This is a genomic window from Gordonia aquimaris (genome assembly GCF_026262595.1).
GTDB classification, from domain to species: domain Bacteria; phylum Actinomycetota; class Actinomycetes; order Mycobacteriales; family Mycobacteriaceae; genus Gordonia; species Gordonia tangerina.
The window spans coordinates 110,889-130,751 of sequence record NZ_JAPKFM010000005.1; the positions used below are offsets into that span (position 1 = coordinate 110,889).

At 67.9% G+C, this 19,863-nt stretch carries 17 protein-coding genes; 12 read left to right on the forward strand and 5 right to left on the reverse strand.

Annotated features, from left to right (window positions below; translation table 11 throughout):
• Positions 1-64 precede the first annotated feature (64 nt).
• Both OSB52_RS07255 and sigJ read left to right on the forward strand, forming a co-directional pair.
• Entirely contained in the window at positions 65-1,258 is a 1,194-nt protein-coding gene (locus OSB52_RS07255) for an NAD(P)/FAD-dependent oxidoreductase (RefSeq protein WP_266060997.1), read from the forward strand.
• Positions 1,255-2,157, forward strand: coding sequence for an RNA polymerase sigma factor SigJ (gene sigJ / locus OSB52_RS07260; protein ID WP_266060998.1), 903 nt, complete (start codon positions 1,255-1,257; stop codon positions 2,155-2,157). The genes OSB52_RS07255 and sigJ overlap by 4 nt, the downstream gene beginning before the upstream one ends.
• 13 nt (positions 2,158-2,170) lie before the next feature.
• Here the strand turns inward: sigJ and OSB52_RS07265 are convergent, their stop codons facing one another.
• Positions 2,171-2,872 carry a TetR/AcrR family transcriptional regulator gene (locus OSB52_RS07265; protein WP_266060999.1) on the reverse strand — a complete coding sequence of 234 codons (702 nt, stop codon included), beginning with the start codon at positions 2,870-2,872 and terminating at the stop codon, positions 2,171-2,173.
• A 112-nt stretch (positions 2,873-2,984) separates the two neighbouring features.
• Between OSB52_RS07265 and OSB52_RS07270 the strand changes: the two genes are divergently transcribed.
• Together OSB52_RS07270 and OSB52_RS07275 are read left to right on the forward strand one after the other, a co-directional pair.
• Positions 2,985-3,434, forward strand: a complete 450-nt coding sequence (locus tag OSB52_RS07270) for a nitroreductase/quinone reductase family protein (RefSeq protein WP_266061000.1) — start codon at positions 2,985-2,987, stop codon at positions 3,432-3,434.
• 104 nt (positions 3,435-3,538) lie between these two features.
• Entirely contained in the window at positions 3,539-4,933 is a 1,395-nt protein-coding gene (locus OSB52_RS07275; RefSeq protein ID WP_372512371.1) for a DNA polymerase IV, read from the forward strand.
• Between the two features lie 25 nt (positions 4,934-4,958).
• Here the strand turns inward: OSB52_RS07275 and OSB52_RS07280 are convergent, their stop codons facing one another.
• Complete coding sequence (locus OSB52_RS07280) at positions 4,959-5,915, reverse strand: asparaginase (RefSeq protein ID WP_266061003.1); 957 nt, start codon at positions 5,913-5,915, stop codon at positions 4,959-4,961.
• A gap of 240 nt (positions 5,916-6,155) precedes the next feature.
• Between OSB52_RS07280 and OSB52_RS07285 the strand changes: the two genes are divergently transcribed.
• Positions 6,156-6,698 carry a WKL family lipoprotein gene (locus OSB52_RS07285; protein ID WP_235723197.1) on the forward strand — a complete coding sequence of 181 codons (543 nt, stop codon included), beginning with the start codon at positions 6,156-6,158 and terminating at the stop codon, positions 6,696-6,698.
• A 98-nt stretch (positions 6,699-6,796) separates the two neighbouring features.
• On the opposite strand, the gene OSB52_RS07290 is transcribed toward OSB52_RS07285, so the two are convergent.
• Positions 6,797-7,723: a hypothetical protein gene (locus OSB52_RS07290; protein ID WP_235723196.1), complete on the reverse strand. Its 927-nt coding sequence runs from the start codon at positions 7,721-7,723 to the stop codon at positions 6,797-6,799.
• A gap of 54 nt (positions 7,724-7,777) precedes the next feature.
• Here OSB52_RS07290 and lspA point away from each other — a divergent pair, with 54 nt between their 5' ends.
• The 4 genes from lspA to OSB52_RS07310 all read left to right on the forward strand — a co-directional run bounded on the left by lspA (position 7,778) and on the right by OSB52_RS07310 (position 13,456).
• Positions 7,778-8,374 carry a signal peptidase II gene (gene lspA / locus OSB52_RS07295; RefSeq protein ID WP_235723195.1) on the forward strand — a complete coding sequence of 199 codons (597 nt, stop codon included), beginning with the start codon at positions 7,778-7,780 and terminating at the stop codon, positions 8,372-8,374.
• On the forward strand, positions 8,367-9,293 hold the full coding sequence (locus OSB52_RS07300; protein WP_235723194.1) for an RluA family pseudouridine synthase: 927 nt from the start codon (positions 8,367-8,369) through the stop codon (positions 9,291-9,293). The genes lspA and OSB52_RS07300 overlap by 8 nt, the downstream gene beginning before the upstream one ends.
• Before the next feature lie 250 nt (positions 9,294-9,543).
• Entirely contained in the window at positions 9,544-13,089 is a 3,546-nt protein-coding gene (gene dnaE / locus OSB52_RS07305) for a DNA polymerase III subunit alpha (RefSeq protein ID WP_266061005.1), read from the forward strand.
• 112 nt (positions 13,090-13,201) lie between these two features.
• The gene (locus OSB52_RS07310) at positions 13,202-13,456 is read left to right on the forward strand and encodes a hypothetical protein (RefSeq protein ID WP_235723192.1); all 255 of its coding nucleotides are present in this window, start codon (positions 13,202-13,204) and stop codon (positions 13,454-13,456) included.
• Positions 13,457-13,471: 15 nt separating this feature from the next.
• Here the strand turns inward: OSB52_RS07310 and OSB52_RS07315 are convergent, their stop codons facing one another.
• Positions 13,472-14,413 carry an SMP-30/gluconolactonase/LRE family protein gene (locus OSB52_RS07315; RefSeq protein WP_266061145.1) on the reverse strand — a complete coding sequence of 314 codons (942 nt, stop codon included), beginning with the start codon at positions 14,411-14,413 and terminating at the stop codon, positions 13,472-13,474.
• Positions 14,414-14,659: 246 nt separating this feature from the next.
• Between OSB52_RS07315 and ilvA the strand changes: the two genes are divergently transcribed.
• Positions 14,660-16,045 carry a threonine ammonia-lyase IlvA gene (ilvA, locus tag OSB52_RS07320; protein WP_235723190.1) on the forward strand — a complete coding sequence of 462 codons (1,386 nt, stop codon included), beginning with the start codon at positions 14,660-14,662 and terminating at the stop codon, positions 16,043-16,045.
• On the opposite strand, the gene treZ is transcribed toward ilvA, so the two are convergent.
• On the reverse strand, positions 16,033-17,850 hold the full coding sequence (gene treZ, locus OSB52_RS07325; protein ID WP_235723189.1) for a malto-oligosyltrehalose trehalohydrolase: 1,818 nt from the start codon (positions 17,848-17,850) through the stop codon (positions 16,033-16,035). The genes ilvA and treZ overlap by 13 nt on opposite strands.
• A 290-nt stretch (positions 17,851-18,140) precedes the next feature.
• Here treZ and OSB52_RS07330 point away from each other — a divergent pair, with 290 nt between their 5' ends.
• On the forward strand, positions 18,141-18,995 hold the full coding sequence (locus OSB52_RS07330) for an MlaE family ABC transporter permease (RefSeq protein WP_266061008.1): 855 nt from the start codon (positions 18,141-18,143) through the stop codon (positions 18,993-18,995).
• A 1-nt stretch (position 18,996) separates the two neighbouring features.
• Entirely contained in the window at positions 18,997-19,863 is an 867-nt protein-coding gene (locus OSB52_RS07335; protein ID WP_266061009.1) for an MlaE family ABC transporter permease, read from the forward strand.

The following is a 19,863-nucleotide window of genomic DNA, read 5'->3' on the forward strand; positions in this document are numbered from 1 at the left end:
CTGTCACGTCCCGCGGGCGTACGGTGTCTGAGAGGTTGTCCACCTTTTTCGAGAGGAGCAACCCATGAAGACCACTCGACGCCCGCGGGTCGTCGTCCTCGGCGGAGGCTACGCCGGGACCATGGCCGCCAACCGGATCGCGGGCGCAGGTACCGAACCGGCACCCGACGTGGTGCTGGTCAACCCGCGGCCGAATTTCGTCCATCGCATCCGGCTGCATCAGTGGGCCACCGGAACCGGGGAGGCCGAGCGCGATTTCGACCAGGTGCTCGGTCCCGACGTGCGTCTGGTCGTCGACTCTGCCGCCCGCATCGACGTGGCCGGCGGCCGGGTCGAGCTTGCTGGCGGTGAAACGCTCGACTACGACCATCTGGTCTACGCCGTCGGCTCGACCGCGTTGTCCGCGAACACGATTCCGGGTGCGGCCGAACACGGCTATCCAATCGGTGAATGGGAGACCGCCGAGCGACTGCGTGCCCGGCTGGCCGACCTCGCCGACGATGCGTCGGTCACCGTCATCGGCGGCGGACTCACCGGGATCGAGACGGCCGCCGAGCTCGCGGACGCCGGACGGCCGGTTCGATTGGTGTGCCGCGGCGTGCTCGCCCCGTCGTTCGGGCAGCGCGCGCGACGCGCCACCCGCCGACGGCTGACCAAGCTGGGCGTCGAGATCATGGAAGACCACCGGGTGCACAGCATCGGCCCCGACACCGTGACGGTGTCCACCGGTGAGTCCACCGCGATACTGCCGAGTGCGACCACGGTCGTGGCCGCCGGGTTCGGGACGCCGGACCTCGCCGCGAAGAGCGGCCTGACCACCGACCGGATCGGGCGACTGGTCACCGACGAGGCACTCACCAGTGTCGACGATCCGCGCATCGTCGGTGCCGGGGATTCCGTGGCGCCGTCGGGGCAACCGTTCCGGATGAGTTGCCAGGCGGCCAATCAGCTCGGACCGCACGCCGCCGACGCCGTCCGTGCGCGACTGGCCGGTGCGCTGCCGAAACCCGTCGCACTCGCGTTCCTAGGCCAATGCACCTCCCTGGGTCGCCACGCCGCCGTCGTCCAGCCGACGCGACGTGACGACAGCCCGCTCGAGACCGCGATCACCGGCCGTACCGCCGCTGCGATCAAGGAACTCGTGTGCCGCGGCGTCATCCTGAGCCTGCGCCTGGAAGGGCGTCATCCGGGTGTCACGCCGTCGTTCGGCCGGCCACGCGAACTCGTCGAGCCACCGCGCCTGGAGGCGACCGGATGACGGCCGGTACCGACGCGCACGTCGAACGGTTCACCGAACTGCGGCCACTGCTGTTCACCGTCGCTTACGAGATCCTCGGTTCGGCCACCGACGCCGACGACGTGCTGCAGGAGAGTTATCTGCGGTGGGCCGACGTCGATCTCGACGCCGTCGCCGACAGCAAGGCGTATCTCGCCAAGGTGGTCACCCGCCAGGCACTCAACATATTGCGCACGTCCGTGCGCAGGCGCGAGGAGTACGTCGGGCCGTGGCTGCCCGAACCGATCCTGCTCGACGAGCGCGACGCATCCGAGGATGTCGTTCTCGCGGAATCGGTCTCGACGGCGATGCTGGTCGTGCTGGAGAGCCTGGGGCCCGACGAGCGCGCCGTCTTCGTGCTCCGGGAGGTCTTCGGGTTCGCCCACGACGAGATCGCCGACATGGTCGGCAAGTCCGTGCCGGCGGTGCGCCAGACCGCACACCGCGCCCGGGAGCATGTGCACGCCCGCCGGCATCGCTTCGAGCCGGTCGACTCGGCGCGTACCGCCGAGGTGACCGAGGCCTTCCTGGCGGCCGCGTCGTCCGGCGATGTCGAGCAGCTGATGACCCTGCTGTCGCCGGATGTGGTCTTCACCGCCGATTCGGGCGGAAAGGCCACGGCGGTGCGGCGGCCGGTCAAAGGCGCGCTCGCGGTGGCGCGGTTGCTGTCGGGCTTCAACCGGGTCGGGTCGATACATCCCGACTTCCGGCTCGAAGCCGGGATCTTCAACAGCCTGCCCGGCCTGCGGATCTACTTCGACGGCCGTCTGCAGGGCGTGTTCGTACTGGACTTCGCGGACGGGGTGGTGCACGACATCTTCGCCGTCCGGAATCCGGAGAAGCTGACCGGGATCGAGACGGAGCGACCGATCGCCCGCTGAGCACCGGCGTTGCTCAGTCGCGGGGCGCCTCGGCGAGAGGAGCCAGTGCGCGCTCGATGGCGACGTCGAACAACGCGGCCGGATCGCTGAAGGTGTTCGCGCCGTACTGGCCGAACACCTCGAGGCTGACCGCACCGATGGCGGTCGACCACAGGGTGGTCGCCACCACGAGCGCGGCGTCCGAGAGTTCGACGCCGAATTCGTCCCGAATCGTGGCGAGGTCGCTGCGGAGGCCGGCGGTCAGGTCCTGCTGCCGGCACTGCAGTGCTCCGTCGGCGTCGGCGCGAGCGACCTCGTCGATGAGCATCGCGACCACCCGGGTGCCAGGCTCCACGGTCTGCTCGGCGGGGGCGGCGTATCCCGGGACGGGACTTCCGTAGAGCAGTGCCCACCGAGCGGGGTCGTCGACTGCCCAGGCGCGCAGTGCGCGGGTTGCGGCGTATAGGCGGTCCCGATGACGGTCCGGTGGGACTGCTTCCACCGCCTGCTCGACGGAGTCCGCCACGTCGGAATACGCCTCCACCAGTAGCAACGTGAGCAGGTCGTCGCGGCTTGGGACATAGCGGTACACCGCCGAGGAGACCACGCCGAGATCGCGGGCGACCGCACGGAGTGAGAGGCCTGCGGCGCCGTAGGTGCGCAGGTGCTCGCGGCCGAGTCGTCGGATCTCCGATTCCATCGCCGCCCGATTCGCGGCGCGTGTGGTGGTGGCCATGAGGACATCGTCGCACAACTGAGAGCAGTGCTCTTGAATTTTCCCGCGAGGGCGCGCACACTAGAAAAAGAGAGCGGTGCTCTCGATTCTGATCTCACGAAGGGGACTCATCATGCACGCAGCTCAGCCGCACTATCGCGGGCCCAAGGGGATGGACGCCGCCTTCAACCGCGTCGCTCGATGGCTGGTCGAACGCGGGGTGAACCTCGCGGGCGCACAGACACTGACCGTCACCGGACGCAAGTCCGGCACGCCCCAGACCGTCCCAGTCAACCCGATGCCGTTCGAGGGCCGCGAGTACCTGGTCTCGCCGCGCGGCAACACCCAATGGGCGCGCAACGCCCGGGTGAACGACGCGGCGGAGCTGCGCCGCGGCCGTCGTCGCCGGTCGGTCCGGCTGGTCGAGGTGGCACCGGTCGACCGCGCACCGATCATCCGCGCCTACCTCGACAAATGGGGATGGGAGGTCAAGCGGTTCCTGCCCGAGGGAATGGGTACCGAGCCCGACGACGCCACCCTCGCCCGGCACGTCGACGACCTGCCCGTCTTCGAGATCCGCTGAGGAATCACCGATCTGCGGCCGCATACGATGCGGGGGTGGACTCCGCCGTCCCGCCCGAGGTCGAGCCCGGGCACGCCGATACCGAACGCAGTGCGCGGTGGGTCATGCATCTCGACATGGACGCGTTCTTCGCCTCCGTGGAGCAGCTGACTCGCCCGACCCTGCGTGGCCGGCCGGTGCTGGTGGGCGGCACCGGCGGTCGGGGAGTGGTGGCCGGTGCCAGCTACGCCGCGCGCGCATTCGGTGCCCGGTCGGCGATGCCGATGCACCAGGCGCGACGACTCGTGGGCCCGGGAGTCGTGGTGCTGCCGCCTCGAGGCGGGGTGTACCGGGTGGTCAGTGCGCGGGTGTTCCGGCTCGTGCGGGATGCGATACCGGTGATCGAGATGTTGTCGTTCGACGAGGCGTTCGGCGAGCCCGCGGAACTCTCCGGCGCCGGCGTCGAGGACGTGACCGCGTTCGCCGAACGGCTCCGTGCGCAGATCCGCGACACCGTGGGCATCTCGGCGTCGGTCGGGTTCGGCAGTGGCAAGCAGATCGCGAAGATCGCGTCTGGCCTCGCCAAACCCGATGGGGTGATGGCGATTCCACCGAGCCGTGAACTCGCGTTCCTGCACGCGCTGCCCGTGCGCAAGCTGTGGGGGATCGGTCCCGTCTCCGGTGACCGGCTGCATCGGCTCGGCATCGAGACGATCGGCGACTTCGCCGCGATGTCCGACCTGGAGGTCGTCTCGGTGCTGGGGGCCACGCTCGGCCCCGCGCTGCATCGACTGGCCCAGGGCATCGATGAACGTCCGGTCACCGAACGGGCATCGGCGAAGCAGATCAGCGCTGAATCGACCTTTCCCCGCGACCTCGTCGACCTCGACGAACTCCGGCCCGCCATCGACGCCGCCGCCGAGGGCGCGCACCGGCGGCTGCTCGCCGACGGCCGGGGCGCGCGGACCGTGGTGCTCAAACTCCGCCGCTCGGATTTCTCGATCCTCACCCGGTCGACGACGCTGCCCGCGGCGACCACCGAACTGTCGGTGCTCTCGACGGCGGCCCAGCGGTTGGCCCTCGATCCGCGCAGCATCGGACCGATCCGACTGGTCGGCGTCGGATACTCGGGACTGACTGCGGTGCAGCAGTTCTCGTTGTTCACCGACCTGGACGACCGGCCCGATGAGGCCGCCGTCGAGGTCGGCGACGTCGACGACGTGGAGGCGGCGTTCGTCACCGCGGGTCCCGCACCCGACGTCGCGGAGCAGACCGCCGGACCGCCGGACGAAACGGCGGCCCCGCGCTGGGAGACCGGGACCGACGTGGCGCACCCTGAACACGGTCACGGCTGGGTGCAGGGCAGCGGGCACGGTGTGGTGACGGTGCGATTCGAGACACGGGCCACCGGACCCGGCCGGGCCGTGACGTTCCCGGTCGACGAACCGGCCCTCGCCCGCGCGGACCCCATCGCCAGCCTCGCGTGGCCCGACGTCCGTCCCACAGCGGACGACGACTGATCCGCCGAACCGTAGCGCGGCAGGGTCAGGCGGGGTCGATCCGGGCGAAGAAGCCGCGGACCTCCTCGGTGGTGGCACCGGTGGAGAGCAACGCCACCAACGCGATCCGGGCCTGCGGCGGACGCAGCCAACGCGACACCATGGCGCCCGCGCGCTCGAGATCGACCCCACCCCCGCCGCCCCCGTACGTCGGCACCACCCGACCGAACGGCACCCGGGTGGACACCACGACCGCGATCCCCTCCCGGACCGCCGCGCTCACCTCGGCCGTGATGTCCGGGTGGGTGTTCCCGGAACCGGTGCCCGCCAGCACGATTCCCGCCGCGTGCTGGCTCATCGCGGCCGCGATGAGTCCCGGGGACACGCCGGGGTAGAGGCCGAAGGAGTCGACTCGGACGTGACCGGTGGCCGGTGGCGCTACGTCGAGGACGACCCTCGGTATGGCGTCGTGAACGGTGTCGAACGCCTCGAGCGCGGTGGTGGAGGATTTGAACAGCCCACGTGCCGAATGGATTCGGCCACCCATCGCGACGAGGACGCCGCGACCCCGGTGGTCGGCGGTCGCGACGGCCCGGATCGCATCGGCGATGTTGCGCGGACCGTCGGCGGTGGGCGAGTCCGCGGTGTGTTGCGCTCCGGTGAAGACCACCGGACGGTCATCGGTGTGGAACAGGTCGACGAGGTAGGCGCTCTCCTCCATCGTGTCGGTGCCGTGGGTCACCACGACGCCGGTGACGGCGGGATCGGCGAGGGCGTCACGGACCGTGGCGGCAATCGCGAACTGGTCGGCGACCGACATCGCCGAGCTGTCCACGGACATCAGATCCGTCGTGGTCACCTCGACCTCGTCGAACGCGAGGTGATCGCCGTCGGCCGTGCCGAGGAGGTCGTGACCGGACAGGGCCGGAACCGCGCCGTCGGCGGTCGTCCGGGCCGATACCGTGCCGCCGGTCGAGATCAGGACGATGCGGGTGGCCGTCATGGGTTCCAAGCGTATGGTCTCGGGGCGGCGTACTGTCTCGGGGCCCGGGAACCCACGGCGCCTCCCGACCGTTGCGCTTCCGACGTGCGACGACCCGCATCGAATGTTGGGTGCGTTCTCGTCGGTTTGGCATAGTGGTGGGAGTTTTGGCGGCCCCGCAGGGGATGAGCGTCCAGAATCCACCGGGATCTGCGAGACGAACACGCAGACCGGACGAACGACTAGTGAGGGGAATGTTCGGTGAAGTTTCCGAAGATCGTGACCGCCGCGTTGATTGCGGGGGCAGTGGCATCGGTTGCCGCCTGTGGCAGTGACGACAGCGACGTCCCAGAGGTCCCGACGGTGTCGTCGGCGACCGCAGCCGCCTCGGGCGAGGGCGGGGGCGTCAACGACCCCGACACCCAGCCGTCGGTGGCGGTGCTGAACCAGATGCTGGAAGAGGCCCTGGACCCGAACGTGCCGAACTCGGAGAAGACCGAACTCGTCGAGGGCTCGGCGGCGGACCCGGCCATCTTCGATGAACTTGTGAAGGCCAAGCAGGACAATCCCGACGTCACCTACGAGATCTTCCCGCCGGTGATCCCGGCCGGGCCCAACAAGGCCACGGTCAAGGTGCAGGTCAAGCTCCCCGACAACCCGCCGACGAAGCTCGATGCCAGCATCGTCTACGTCGACGGTCGCTGGAAGCTGTCGCGCGACACCGTCTGCCCGCTGATCTCGGCGAACAATGTGCAGACGCCGATGTGTACGGATTCGGCAGCGGCTTCGGAATCGGGCAACTGATCATTCGTCGCTGACGACCCGTCACCACACGTCGCTCCCTCGGGGCGCCCCGCTGCTTCGCCAGAAGCAGCCAGAGCGCAACGGGGGAGCGACGTCGTTCACTGCCAGCCGACCGACAACCCGGTCTGCTGGATCAACGGTCGGGCAGGATCGGCACCCACGAGCTCGCGGGCGCCACTGAGCTCGATCGACCCCGAGATCGGTAGACCGCGGGTCAGATCGAGGGTCATCTCACCGTTGCCCGAGTTGCTGAACCGGGCGATGTTCAATGAGCCGCCGGCGCCGGGAACGGTGAAAACCGAATTCACCGGGGTCTGATCCACGGTCACGTCGATCGTCATCCGATCGCCGTCCCAGGCGGTGAGAGTGGCGTCGATCTGTTGGGTGACGGTGACCGCGGAATCGATGGTGCGTTCGATCCGCCAGCGCGCACCTGCACCGATCGCCTCGGTCGGCAGCGGTACCGACATCTGCAGTGCTTGGACCAGCGTCTGCTCCACCGCCAGGCGGGCCTCGGGTCCGGCGTCCTCGGCGGGCAACAGACGCAGCGAGATCGGCATGGAACCGGGGCCGATCGCCAATCCGGCCCGGGAGCCGGAGGTCGCGGCAAGCTGATCGGCCAACGTGGCATCGGGCGAGGTGACCTCGCCCAGTGTCATCTCCAGATCGGTGGAGTCGGTGCAGTGGAAGAGTGCGCGCAGCGGCATCTCCACGGTCTGGGCCTCGTCGGCACCCGGCGATCGCACGGTCGACGTCGTCGTCACGGTCACCGTCTGCGCGGCGCTGCGATCGGGTGCCGCGCCGGGGAGACGCTTCTCGCCGGTCCCGGCGTCGAGGACGGTCACCTTCGCAGGTGGGATCGGCAGCAGGTTCACCCCGTCGAGTCCCGAGGTCGACTCCTGTGCGCAACCCGCCGACGCCGTCGCGGGGCCGGCGGTGTCGGAGTTCGGGTCGTCGGAGCCGCAGGCGGTGAGGCCGATCAGCAGGGTTGCGGTGATGATGAGGCCGGCGCGACGGGGGTACACGGCAGTCAGCGTATTGGAGGGCTCGTGGATGATGATGGGGTGGATGATGGAGTCATGAGCGAACCGACACCCGGTCCGGTCGACGAAGGCGATCGGTCGCCTACCCACCAGAGCCGCCGGGTGGTCGGGACCCTGCTGGCCATCGCGGCCGCCGTCATCGGTCTGGACCTGCTGACCAAGACGCTGGCGGTCAACCTGCTCGACCCGGGGCAGCCGGTCCGGATCATCGGTGACGCGGTCACGCTACGGTTGGTCCGCAACAGCGGCGCGGCGTTCTCGATGGCCTCCGGCTACACCTGGGTGTTGACCATCGTCGCCCTGCTCGTGGTGCTCGGAATCATCCGCTACAGCAGTCGCCTGCGGTCGATGTGGTGGGTCCTCGGGCTCGGTCTGGTGCTGGGTGGGGCGATGGGCAACCTCGCCGACCGGCTGTTCCGATCGCCGGGGCCGTTGCGCGGGCACGTCGTCGACTTCGTGTCGGTGGGGTGGTGGCCGGTGTTCAACGTGGCCGACTCGGCGGTGGTCTGCGGCGCGGTGTTGCTGGTCGCCCTGTCGCTGCTGGGATTCGAGTACGACGGCTCGCGCACCGGATGGGCGGCGCGGCGGCGCGGCGACCGAGATCGGTCCGCGGCGGAGGACGCCGATGCGTGAGTCACGATCGATGCCCGTGCCAGACGGGCTCGACGGGATGCGGCTGGACGCCGGTGTCGCGCGCATTCTCGGGTTGTCCCGCTCCGTCGTCGCCGCGCTCGCCGAAGACGGCGACATCACCGTCGACGGTGTGACGGTCGGAAAATCGCACAAGCTCGCCGCCGGGAGCTGGCTCGACGTCACGCTGCCGGAACCGGACGAGCCGTTGCGGATCGAGCCGACCCCGGTCGAGGGGATGGACATCATCTACCACGACTCCGACATCATCGTGGTAGATAAACCCATCGGCGTCGCCGCCCATCCGTCGCAGGGATGGACGGGTCCAACCGTTGTCGGTGCGCTGGCTGCGGCCGGCTACCGTATCGCCACTTCGGGTGCCTCCGAACGGCAGGGCATCGTGTCGCGTCTCGATGTCGGGACATCGGGGGTCATGGTGGTGGCCGTCTCCGAGCGTGCGTACTCGCTGCTCAAGCGCGCGTTCAAGGAGCGGGAGGTCGACAAGGGCTACCACGCCCTGGTGCAGGGGCATCTCGACCCGCCCGAGGGCACCATCGACGCACCCATCGGTCGCCACCGGGGCAGCGACTGGAAGTTCGCGGTGACCGCAGCCGGCAAGCCGTCGGTCACCCACTACGACACGGTTGAGATGTTCGCCTCGGCGTCGCTTCTCGACGTCCACCTCGAGACCGGGCGGACCCATCAGATCCGCGTGCATTTCTCGGCGCTGCACCACCCGTGTTGCGGGGATCTGACCTACGGCGCCGATCCGGTGCTCGCCGGGCGGCTCGGGCTGGCGCGGCAGTGGTTGCACGCGCGCTCGCTGTCGTTCGCGCACCCCGTCGACGGGCGGCAGGTCACGTTCACCAGCCCGTACCCCGCCGACCTGCAGCACGCTCTCGACGTCCTCCGCGACGCCTGACCCGCCGACAGAACCCCGAATCGCGCCGAGAGAACCCCGAATCGCGCCGAGGAGTCCGGGCGGTGCGTCGACACGCTGGGCCGACACACCGCACCGCGTCGCCCCATCTGTCACATAGGGCGTGCCATGCCCGGGTCTGTCGGGGCGTGGACATAGAGTTGGGGACGCTTCTTCAGACCGTGCGGTGCACACACCGGACGTGTTCGAAGCGCACCGACACGTCAGCGAACATCAGAGGTGAGAGACGTCCGTGGCCGATTCGTTCGTGCACCTGCACAACCACACCGAGTACTCGATGCTCGACGGTGCCGCGAAGGTGTCGCCGCTGTTCGCCGAGGCCAAACGCCTCGGCATGACGGCAATCGGGATGACCGACCACGGCAACATGTTCGGCGCGAGTGAGTTCTACAACACCGCCGTCGCCAACGACATCAAGCCGATCATCGGCATCGAGGCCTACGTCGCCCCCGAGTCGCGGTTCAACACCAAGCGCGTCACCTGGGGCACCCGCGACCAGAAGTCCGACGACGTCTCCGGTAGCGGTGCCTACACGCACATGACGATGGTCGCCGAGAATGCGACCGGTCTGCGCAATCTGTTCAAGCTGTCGTCGCTGGCGTCGATCGAGGGGCAGCTGGGCAAATGGTCGCGCATGGATGCCGACCTGATCGCGCAATACGCCGAGGGCATCATCGCCACCACCGGCTGCCCGTCGGGCGAGGTGCAGACCCGGCTGCGACTCGGGCACGAACGTGAGGCCCTCGAGGCCGCGGCGAAGTGGCAGGAGATCTTCGGCAAGGAGAACTTCTATCTCGAGCTGATGGAACACGGTCTGGAGATCGAGCGACGGGTTCGCGACGGTCTGCTCGACATCGGCCGCAAGCTCGGCATCAAGCCGCTGGTCACCAACGACTGCCACTACGTCACGCAGGAACACGCCAAGAGCCACGAGGCCTTGCTGTGCGTGCAGACCGGCAAGACGCTGTCCGATCCCACCCGATTCAAGTTCGACGGCGACGGCTACTACCTGAAGTCACCTGCCGAGATGCGTGAACTGTGGGACTCCATGGTCCCGGGTGGGTGCGACTCGTCGGTCGAGATCGGCGAGCGCGTGCAGAGCTACGCCGATGTGTTCACCCACCGCGACCGGATGCCCATCTTCCCGGTCCCAGAAGGTGAATCGCAGCAGACCTGGCTCCGCAAAGAGGTCGCCAAGGGCCTCGCCGAGACCCGTTTCGCGGGCACCGAGGTGCCCGAGGAATACCAGCGTCGGGCCAACTACGAGCTCGACGTCATCATCCAGATGGGTTTCCCGGCGTACTTCCTCGTCGTCGGCGACCTCATCCAGCACGCTCTCGAGGTCGGCATCCGGGTGGGCCCCGGGCGCGGTTCGGCGGCCGGTTCGCTGGTCGCGTGGGCGCTGGGCATCACCAACATCGACCCGATCCCGCACGGGCTGCTGTTCGAGCGATTCCTCAATCCCGAACGTGTGTCGATGCCCGATATCGACATCGACTTCGACGACCGTCGCCGCGGTGAGATGGTGCGGTATGCCACCGACCGGTGGGGCAGTGACAAGGTCGCCCAGGTCATCACCTTCGGCACCATCAAAACGAAAGCGGCGTTGAAGGACTCCGCTCGCGTCCAGTTCGGCCAGCCCGGCTTCGCGATCGCCGACCGCATCACCAAGGCGTTGCCGCCGCCCATCATGGCCAAGGACATCCCGGTCTGGGGCATCACCGACCCGGATCACGAGCGCTACGCCGAGGCCACCGAGGTCCGCACCCTCATCGAGACCGACCCGGATGTCAAGAAGATCTACGACACCGCGCTCGGTCTCGAGGGACTGATCCGCAACGCCGGCGTGCACGCCTGCGCGGTGATCATGTCCTCGGAGCCGCTCACCGACGCCATTCCGGTGTGGAAGCGTGCACAGGACGGCGCGATCATCACCGGCTGGGATTACCCGTCGTGTGAGGCGATAGGCCTGCTGAAGATGGACTTCCTCGGGCTGCGCAACCTCACCGTCATCGGTGACGCGATCGAGAACATCAAGACCAACCGCGGCATCGACCTCGACCTCGATGCGGCGCCCCTCGACGACCCCAAGACCTACGAACTGTTGGCCCGTGGTGACACCCTCGGTGTGTTCCAGCTCGACGGCGGCGCCATGCGTGAACTCCTGAAACGTATGCAGCCCACCGGATTCGAGGACATCGTCGCCGTGTTGGCGCTGTATCGCCCAGGCCCGATGGGCATGAACGCCCACAACGACTACGCCGACCGCAAGAACGGGCGCCAACAGGTCAAGCCGATCCACCCGGAACTCGAGGAACCGCTCAAGGAGATCCTGGCCGACACCTACGGCCTGATCGTCTACCAAGAGCAGATCATGCAGATCGCGCAGAAGGTGGCCGGGTACTCGCTCGGCCGAGCCGACATCCTGCGCCGCGCGATGGGCAAGAAGAAGGCCGAGGTCCTCGCCGCCGAGTTCGAGGGCTTCGAGGAGGGGATGAAGTCCAACGGCTTCTCCTCGGCCGCGATCAAGGCGCTGTGGGATACGATCCTCCCGTTCGCCGGGTACGCGTTCAACAAGTCGCACGCCGCCGGCTACGGGCTGGTCTCCTTCTGGACCGCCTACCTCAAGGCGAACTACCCCGCCGAGTACATGGCCGGTCTGCTCACCTCGGTCGGCGACGACAAGGACAAGGCCGCGATCTACCTGTCGGATTGCCGCAAACTCGGCATCACCGTGCTCCCGCCGGACGTCAACGAGTCGCAGCGCAACTTCGGTGCCGTCGGCGGTGACATCCGCTTCGGTCTCGCCGCGGTGCGCAACGTCGGCACCGGCGTGGTGTCCTCCATCCTCGCCGCGCGCGACGAGAAGGGAAAGTTCACCAGCTTCTCCGATTACCTCGGCAAGATCGACGTGACCGCCTGCAGCAAGAAGGTCACCGAGTCGCTGATCAAGGCGGGTGCTTTCGACTCGCTCAACCATCCGCGCAAGGGGTTGTTCCTCGTCCACGGCGACGCGGTCGAATCGGTGATCGGCACCAAGAAGGCCGAGGCCATCGGCCAGTTCGACCTCTTCGGCGATGCCGGGGGCGCGGATGACTCGATGGCGGAGGTGTTCGCGGTCAAGATCCCCGAGGAGGAGTGGGAGTCCAAGCACAAACTCGCTCTCGAACGCGAGATGCTCGGTCTGTACGTGTCCGACCACCCGCTCGCCGGTGTCGCGCACGCCATCGCCGCGCAGACCGACACGTCGATCACCCAGCTGTTGGAGGGGACGGTGCCCGACGGTGCGCAGATCACCATCGGCGGCATCATCTCGGCGGTCAACCGGCGGGTGAACAAGAAGGGCGAGCCGTATGCGGTGGTGACCCTCGAGGACATGGTCGGCGGTGTCGAGGTCTACTTCTTCCCGCGCTCGTTCTCCGTGTACGGGATGGACATCGTCCCCGACAACATCGTGCTGATCAAGGCGCGGGTCAACGTGCGTGACGATTCCACGATGATCAGCGCCAACGATCTCGCGGTACCCGATCTGGCTGCCGTCGGGACGGCGAAACCCGTGGCCCTGACGCTCAGCGCACGTATCTGTACCCCGGACCGTGTGCAGGCACTCAAACAGGTGCTGTCCCGCCACCCGGGTACCGCGGACGTGCACGTCACGTTGGTCAGCGAACAGCGGTCCACGGTCCTGCGGCTGACCGAGGCGCTGCGGGTCAGCCCGAGTTCGGCGTTGATGGGCGATCTCAAGGCGTTGCTCGGGCCCAGTTGCCTGGGGCAGTAGGCGGCCCCAACGGCAATGTTCGGGTGCCCGAACATTTGAGTTCACTTCGCGCTACACTCGGGACAGTGGAGATCATCCAGCCCATGATCACCGCCGACCGCGAGGAGTGACGATGACCGCAGCGAATCCGACCGCGTTTGTCGAAGTGCGTTCCGAGGCGCGGCACACGCCGACGCCGACCGTCGAGGTCGCCGGGGTGCGCTGGCCGGTCCACAAACTGCATGCGGTGCTGCTCGCCGTCGTCGTCGCGGTGCTCGTGTTCGCGCTCACCGGCTCCGGACTCGTCGTCGCCTGGACGTCGGCGGCCGTGCTGCTCGCCACCTGGTGGGGAGAGCGGATCTGGTTCTCGCACCGTCGCGGGGTATAGCCGACCGCGGCGCGGTCAGCGACCGGGGTACGCGGCGGTCGCACCACGATCGAATCCGCCGGGCACCTCATAGATTCGTCCGTCGAATCCGGCCCGGAACAGCCGTCCCGCGGAGAAGCCGCGGTCCCCGCGGCCGTAGGAGACCACACTCGACAGTGGCATCCCTGATCCGAGGACGCAGTACCGTCCCGGCGAGGTGATCCGCACGACCTGGCCGGCCGCATTGAAAGGCACCACCGGCCTGTTCCGGGAGTCCAGGGTCAAGCCATCCGGGGTGGCCGCGATGTCGCCGCCCAGGTTCAGCAAACTCTGCACAACCCGCGGATTCGATGTCGAGATCCGGCTCACGCCGGGATTGACGAAGGTTCGCGAGACATAGAGCCACCGATCGTCACGACTCAGCACGGCGCCGTTGGCGCTCGGTAGCGAACCCCAGTCCGCCTGCACCACGCCGTTCGGATACGCCCGTCCGATCAGATTGCCGAAGTCGTTGGTGGCATAGACGATCCCATTGCCCGCGACATCCATGCCGTTGGCGGCCGAGAACCCACGCACCCACGGTCGCAGGGTCCGGGTGCCGACGTCGATCCGCGCTATCCCGGCATGGCGCAGGGCGTCACCCACGATGACCCGGGCGTCGGCTCCGTAGCCGACCAGGAGTGCCCCGTCGCGAGCCCAGGCCAGTGCGCCGGCCCCACCGTCGGGAACGCGGGCGATCGGCACGGCCGGCGCGCCCGGCGACGACAGGCGAAATACCCTGCCCGAGATCAGATCTGTGGTGTAGAGCCGACCGGCCCGGTCGACCGTCAGACCTTCCAGTGCGGCGCCGGGTACGGTGCCCACCACGCGCGGTGCCTGCCCGGCGCCCGGACACACCGGAGCGGCCGACGCGCTCGCCGGGGTGAGTGCGGTGATCAGCCCGGCGGCCAGGGTGCCGACGGCCACCGCGCAGATCATCTGACGGCGTCGTCGCGAGTGGTGCGACGAGCGTGGCGCCGGGGCTGATCGGGCGGGGGGAGCAGGATTCGAGTGAGCGTGTCCGAACATGTCGACCTCCGCGTCGATGGTGGCCACCCCGGTCGGGCAGCGTCGACCTGAGCCGACGCCATCGAACGTATCCCGAAGAGGCGATCTGGTCGATCCCCTGTCGTGCAGTGTAGTGGCCCGACCTCCCCCGCGCCGCTGATCGCGGCAGGTGAGAGCATGGAGATCGTGAGTACTCAGCAGGCGCCGGTTCATCAGCACGACCACGCACTGACCGGTGATGCCGTCAGCGCCTCGGTCGCGCGGATCGCCGACGCGGTGGCCCGCACCCCGCTGGAGGACGCGCCGCGCATCTCCGCGGCCGCGGGCGCCCGGGTTCTGCTCAAACGTGAAGACCTGCAGACGGTTCGCTCCTACAAGATCCGCGGTGCGTACAACGTGATGGCGCAGCTGTCGGACACCGAGCTCGCCCGCGGGGTGGTCGCCGCCAGCGCCGGGAACCATGCGCAAGGTGTCGCCTTCGCCTGCCGGTCGATGCGCGTGCCCGGTCGGATCTACGTACCGACCACCACGCCCAAACAGAAGCGTGACCGAATTCGCTGGCACGGCGGCGACTATGTGGAGCTACTCGCCGTCGGAGAAACCTACGACGCCGCCGCGGCAGCCGCGCAGGCGGACGTGATCCGTACGGGCGCCTCGTGGATCCACGCGTTCGACGATCCGCGGACGGCGGCCGGGCAGGGCACGATCGCCCATGAGATCGTCGAACAGCTCGGTGCGGTCCCCGACGTGGTGGTCGCGCCGGTCGGCGGCGGCGGCTGTCTCGCCGGCATGGCGACGTATCTGCGGTCGCTGTCCGACGATGTGGCCATCGTCGGAGTGGAGCCCACCGGAGCGGTCTCCTTGAGTGCCGCGCTCGCCGCTGGGGAGCCGGTCACCCTGGAGACGATCGATCCGTTCGTCGACGGCGCCGCGGTCAAACGTATCGGGTCCATCGGTCACCGCGTGATGGCGCAACTCGGGGCGACGATCACCGACCATCCGGTGCTGTCACGGGTCGCGTCGCCGGCGGCGGTACCGGTCGTCGACGCGTCGGCACGCCACGTGACCTCGCCGGGCACCGCGCACATCACCCATGTCGACGAAGGGGCGATCTGCACGACGATGCTGGCGCTGTACCAGAATGAGGGCATCATCGCCGAGCCCGCGGGCGCCCTGGCGGTGACCGCGTTGTCGTCGCTTCAGCTGCCGCCGGATGCCACCGTGGTGTGCCTGATCTCGGGTGGGAACAACGATGTCTCGCGCTATGGCGAGATCATCGAGCGATCCCTGGTACACCGCGGCCTCAAGCACTACTTCCTGGTGGACTTCCCGCAGGAACCGGGCGCGCTGCGGCGTTTCCTGGACGAGGTGCTCGGCCCCGACGACGACATCACCCTGTTCGAATACGTCAAACGCAACAACCGGGAAACGGGCGCAGCGCTGGTGGGTATCGAACTCGGTGAGCCGGCCGGACTCGCCGACCTGATGGACCGGATGGCCCATTCCCGCCTGCACTGCGAGCGGTTGGAACCGGGCACACCGGCGTATGACTACCTGACCTGATCCACGTCGGTCAGCCGTCCGATCACGACGTTGGGGCCACCGCTGAGTATCCCGCCGGCCATCGGCGTCACCTCGTCCCACCACAGCACCGGGTCGAGCCCGATCGGCACGGGCACCTCGTCTGCGCGGAGTAGGCAGATCACTGCCCATGAGCCGCGGAGCATCGCGAACCAACCCGCGTCGGCATCGAAAGTGCATCGCACGGAACCGAAGTCGCCCCGGATCAGGTCGTCGGTGGACTTTCGCAGCGCGATCACATCCCGATAGAACTGCAACATTCGGGCATGGCCGGCATCGGTGGGTTCGGACCAGTCGAGCTTGGAGCGCTCGTATGTCGCCGGATCCTGCGGATCGGGGACATCGACGGCATCCCAACCGTGCTCGGCGAACTCGCTGCGCCGACCGGTGCGCACGGCCTCGCCCAGTTCGGGCTCCGGATGTGAGGTGAAGAACGCGAACGGGGTGTCGGCCGCCCATTCCTCGCCCATGAACAGCATCGGGGTGAACGGCGACAACAGCACCAGTGCGGCCTTGATGGCCAGTTGCCCGCCGTCGAGGTATGCCGATGGCCGGTCGCCGACCGCCCGGTTGCCCACCTGGTCGTGATTGCACGTGTAGGCGACCAGCGCGTCGGCGTCGACGATCTCGGTGGGGATCGGGCGACCGTGTCGTCGGCGCCGGAACGACGAGTAGGTGCCGTCGTGGAAGAAGCCCCCGGTCAGTACCTTCGCCAGGCCGTCGAGGCCGCCGAAGTCGGCGTAATAGCCTTGTCGCTCGCCGGAGACCGTGGCGTGGATCGCGTGGTGGATATCGTCGTCCCACTGGGCGCCGAGCCCGTACCCCCCGACCTCCCGCGGCATGATCAACCGCGGGTCGTTGAGGTCGCTCTCGGCGATCAGGGTGAGCGGTCGACCCAGCTCGGCGGCGAGTGCGTCGGTGGCGATCGCGAGCTCCTCGAGCAGGTGAAGCGCGCGGTGGTCGATCAGCGCGTGCACGGCGTCGAGCCGCAGGCCGTCAACATGGAAGTCACGCAGCCATCTCAGAGCGTTGCCGACGATGTAGGCGCGTACGGCGTCGGAATCCGGTTCGGACAGATTCAGCGATGATCCCCAGCTGTTGGTGCCGCTGGTGAGATAGGGGCCGAACTCGGGCAAGTAGTTCCCCGACGGGCCGAGATGGTTGTAGACAACGTCGAGGACCACAGCGAGGCCGAGCGCGTGACAGGCGTCGACGAAGCGCGCGAATCCATCCGGCCCGCCATAGGGTTCGTGGACCGCGTACCAGGCGACGCCGTCGTAGCCCCAGCCATGTGTGCCGTTGAACGCGTTGACGGGCATGACCTCGACCGCATCGACGCCGAGCGCCACCAGGTGCGGCAGCTGTTCGATCGCGGAGTCGAAGGTCCCGGCAGGGGTGAACGTCCCGATGTGCAGTTCGTAGAGCACCGCACCCCGTAGGTCGAGACCAGCCCAATCGTGATCGGTCCACCCGAACTCGTCGAGCCGGTGTAGTTCGGCCGCGCCGTGTACACCGTCGGGTAGTCGAACCGCGCGCGGATCGGGCACCGGGTCGCGGCCGTCGATGCGAAACCGATACCGCGCAGGTGCGGAGTTCGTGGCCGAGGCGGCGGCCGACCCCGGTGCCGCGCCCCACCAGCCCGGCGACGTCGACAGCGGCACGAGCCCCACCTCGATCTCGTCCTGACCGACGTCTCCGCCGATCAGCAGTGTCACCGAGGCCGCAGTGGGCGCCCAGACCGTGATGTCGGCGGCGGTCCGTGGTGGGGTGAACGGCGCAGTCGACACCTCGATGGGAGTGTTTTGGCCACCTTGGTCGCTCGTCCCAGTTATGGTGTCGGGAGTCCCTGACTGATCTGTCACCCAACACAAGGTATGTCGCCGGTGATGGCGGCGCAGATATCGGTAATGTGAGCCGTGGCACAGCGGAGATGGCGAAGCGGGGTATATTACCGGCCGGGGGTTCGTCCTCGAGGGGGAGAACGAGTGAAAGCATCTGCACGCAGCAGTGCCTTCACCGAACATATATGTGATACGACGAGCCTTCTGCGGAAGCAGCCGACAGCAGGGGCAGGGGAGTGACTACTGACGCGGTGACCTCGAATGGCGAGGGAACACGTGCACGCGCCGGGGGGATACGGAAGTGGTTCGGTGACCACGTGCTGGCGTCGTTCGACACGTTCGGACGTCAGATGGGGATGTTCGTCGAGGTGTTCCGCGTACTGATCGTGGACATCGTCAAGCGCCGTTTCCCGTTCGGTGAGTTCATCCGGCAGTGTGCGTTCATGTCGAGCACCTCGGTGTTCCCGACGTTTCTGGTCGCCATCCCGATCGGTGTGATCGTGTCGATCCAGGTTTCCAACATCGCCGGGCAGATCGGTGCCACCTCGTTCTCGGGCGCGGCCACCGGTCTCGGCGTCATCCGGCAGGGCGCACCCCTGGTGACCTCGCTGTTGCTCGCCGGCGCGGTGGGGTCGGCGATCGCTGCCGACCTGGGATCGCGCACCATTCGCGACGAGATCGATGCCATGCGGGTGATGGGGGTCAACCCGATCCAGCGGCTCATCTCGCCACGTCTGCTGGCGACGATGGTGGTGAGTTTTCTGCTGTGCGGCTTCGTTTGCTTCGTCGGGTTCATCACCGGCTACGTGTTCAACGTTTATTTCCAGGGTGGTACCCCGGGTAGCTACACCGGTACGTTCGCGGCCTTCGCCTCGGTCTCCGACCTGGTGTTCGCAATAGCCAAAGCCGTCATCTTCGGCGCGATCGTGGCGATTGTCGCTTGTGACCGTGGTCTGAGCACCAAGGGCGGGCCGGCCGGCGTCGCGAACTCCGTGAACGCCGCGGTCGTGAACTCGGTGCTGCTGCTGTTCACCGTCAACGTCGTGCTCACGCAGTTGTTCGCGATGCTCTTCCCGGCGAAGGTGGTGTGAGTTGACGGCATCACGGTACGTCCCGCCGGCCCTGCGGCCACTGGAGGCCGCCAAATCGATCTACCGCGGACCGCGCTCCGGGCTGGCCGCGATGGGCCACCTCATCACGTTCCTGGTCAAGTCGATCGGTGCCGTGCCCATCGCGTTCACCCACTACCGCAAGGAAGTGTGGCGCCTGCTCTCCGATGTCGCATGGGGCAATGGAGCCATCGTCGTGGGCGGCGGCACGGTCGGGGTGATGGTGATCCTCGGGGTCATGGGCGGAGCCACGGTCGGCATCGAGGGCTACACCGCCCTCAACTTGCTGGGCATGGGGCCGGTGACCGGCGGGCTCTCGGCGTTCGCGACCACACGCGAGATCGCGCCGCTGCTGGCGGCGACCGCGTTCACCGCGCAATCGGGCTGCCGCTTCACCGCCCAGCTCGGTTCGATGCGGATCAGCGAAGAGATCGACGCGCTGGAGTCCATCGCGATCCGGCCGTTGCCGTATCTGGTCACCACGCGGATGTCGGCGGCCGTGCTGGCGATCGTCCCGCTGTACGCAGTGTCGCTGGCCGCCAACTACATCGCCTGTCAGCTGATGTTCCAGGTACAGAGTGGACAGGGCGCGGGCACCTACACCTACTACTTCAACCAGTTCCTGGTGTCCGGGGACATGGCCTTCTCGTTCGTCAAGGTGATTGTGTTCGTGCTGCTGACCACGTTCATCCAGTGCTACTACGGATACTTCGCGTCGGGCGGTCCCGAGGGGGTGGGCGTGGCGGCCGGTCACGCGATCCGGATGGCGATCATCGTCATCGTCTTCGCCAATCTGGTCATGACACTGGTGTTCTGGGGCACGTCACCCGGAATCCAGATCTCGGGTTAG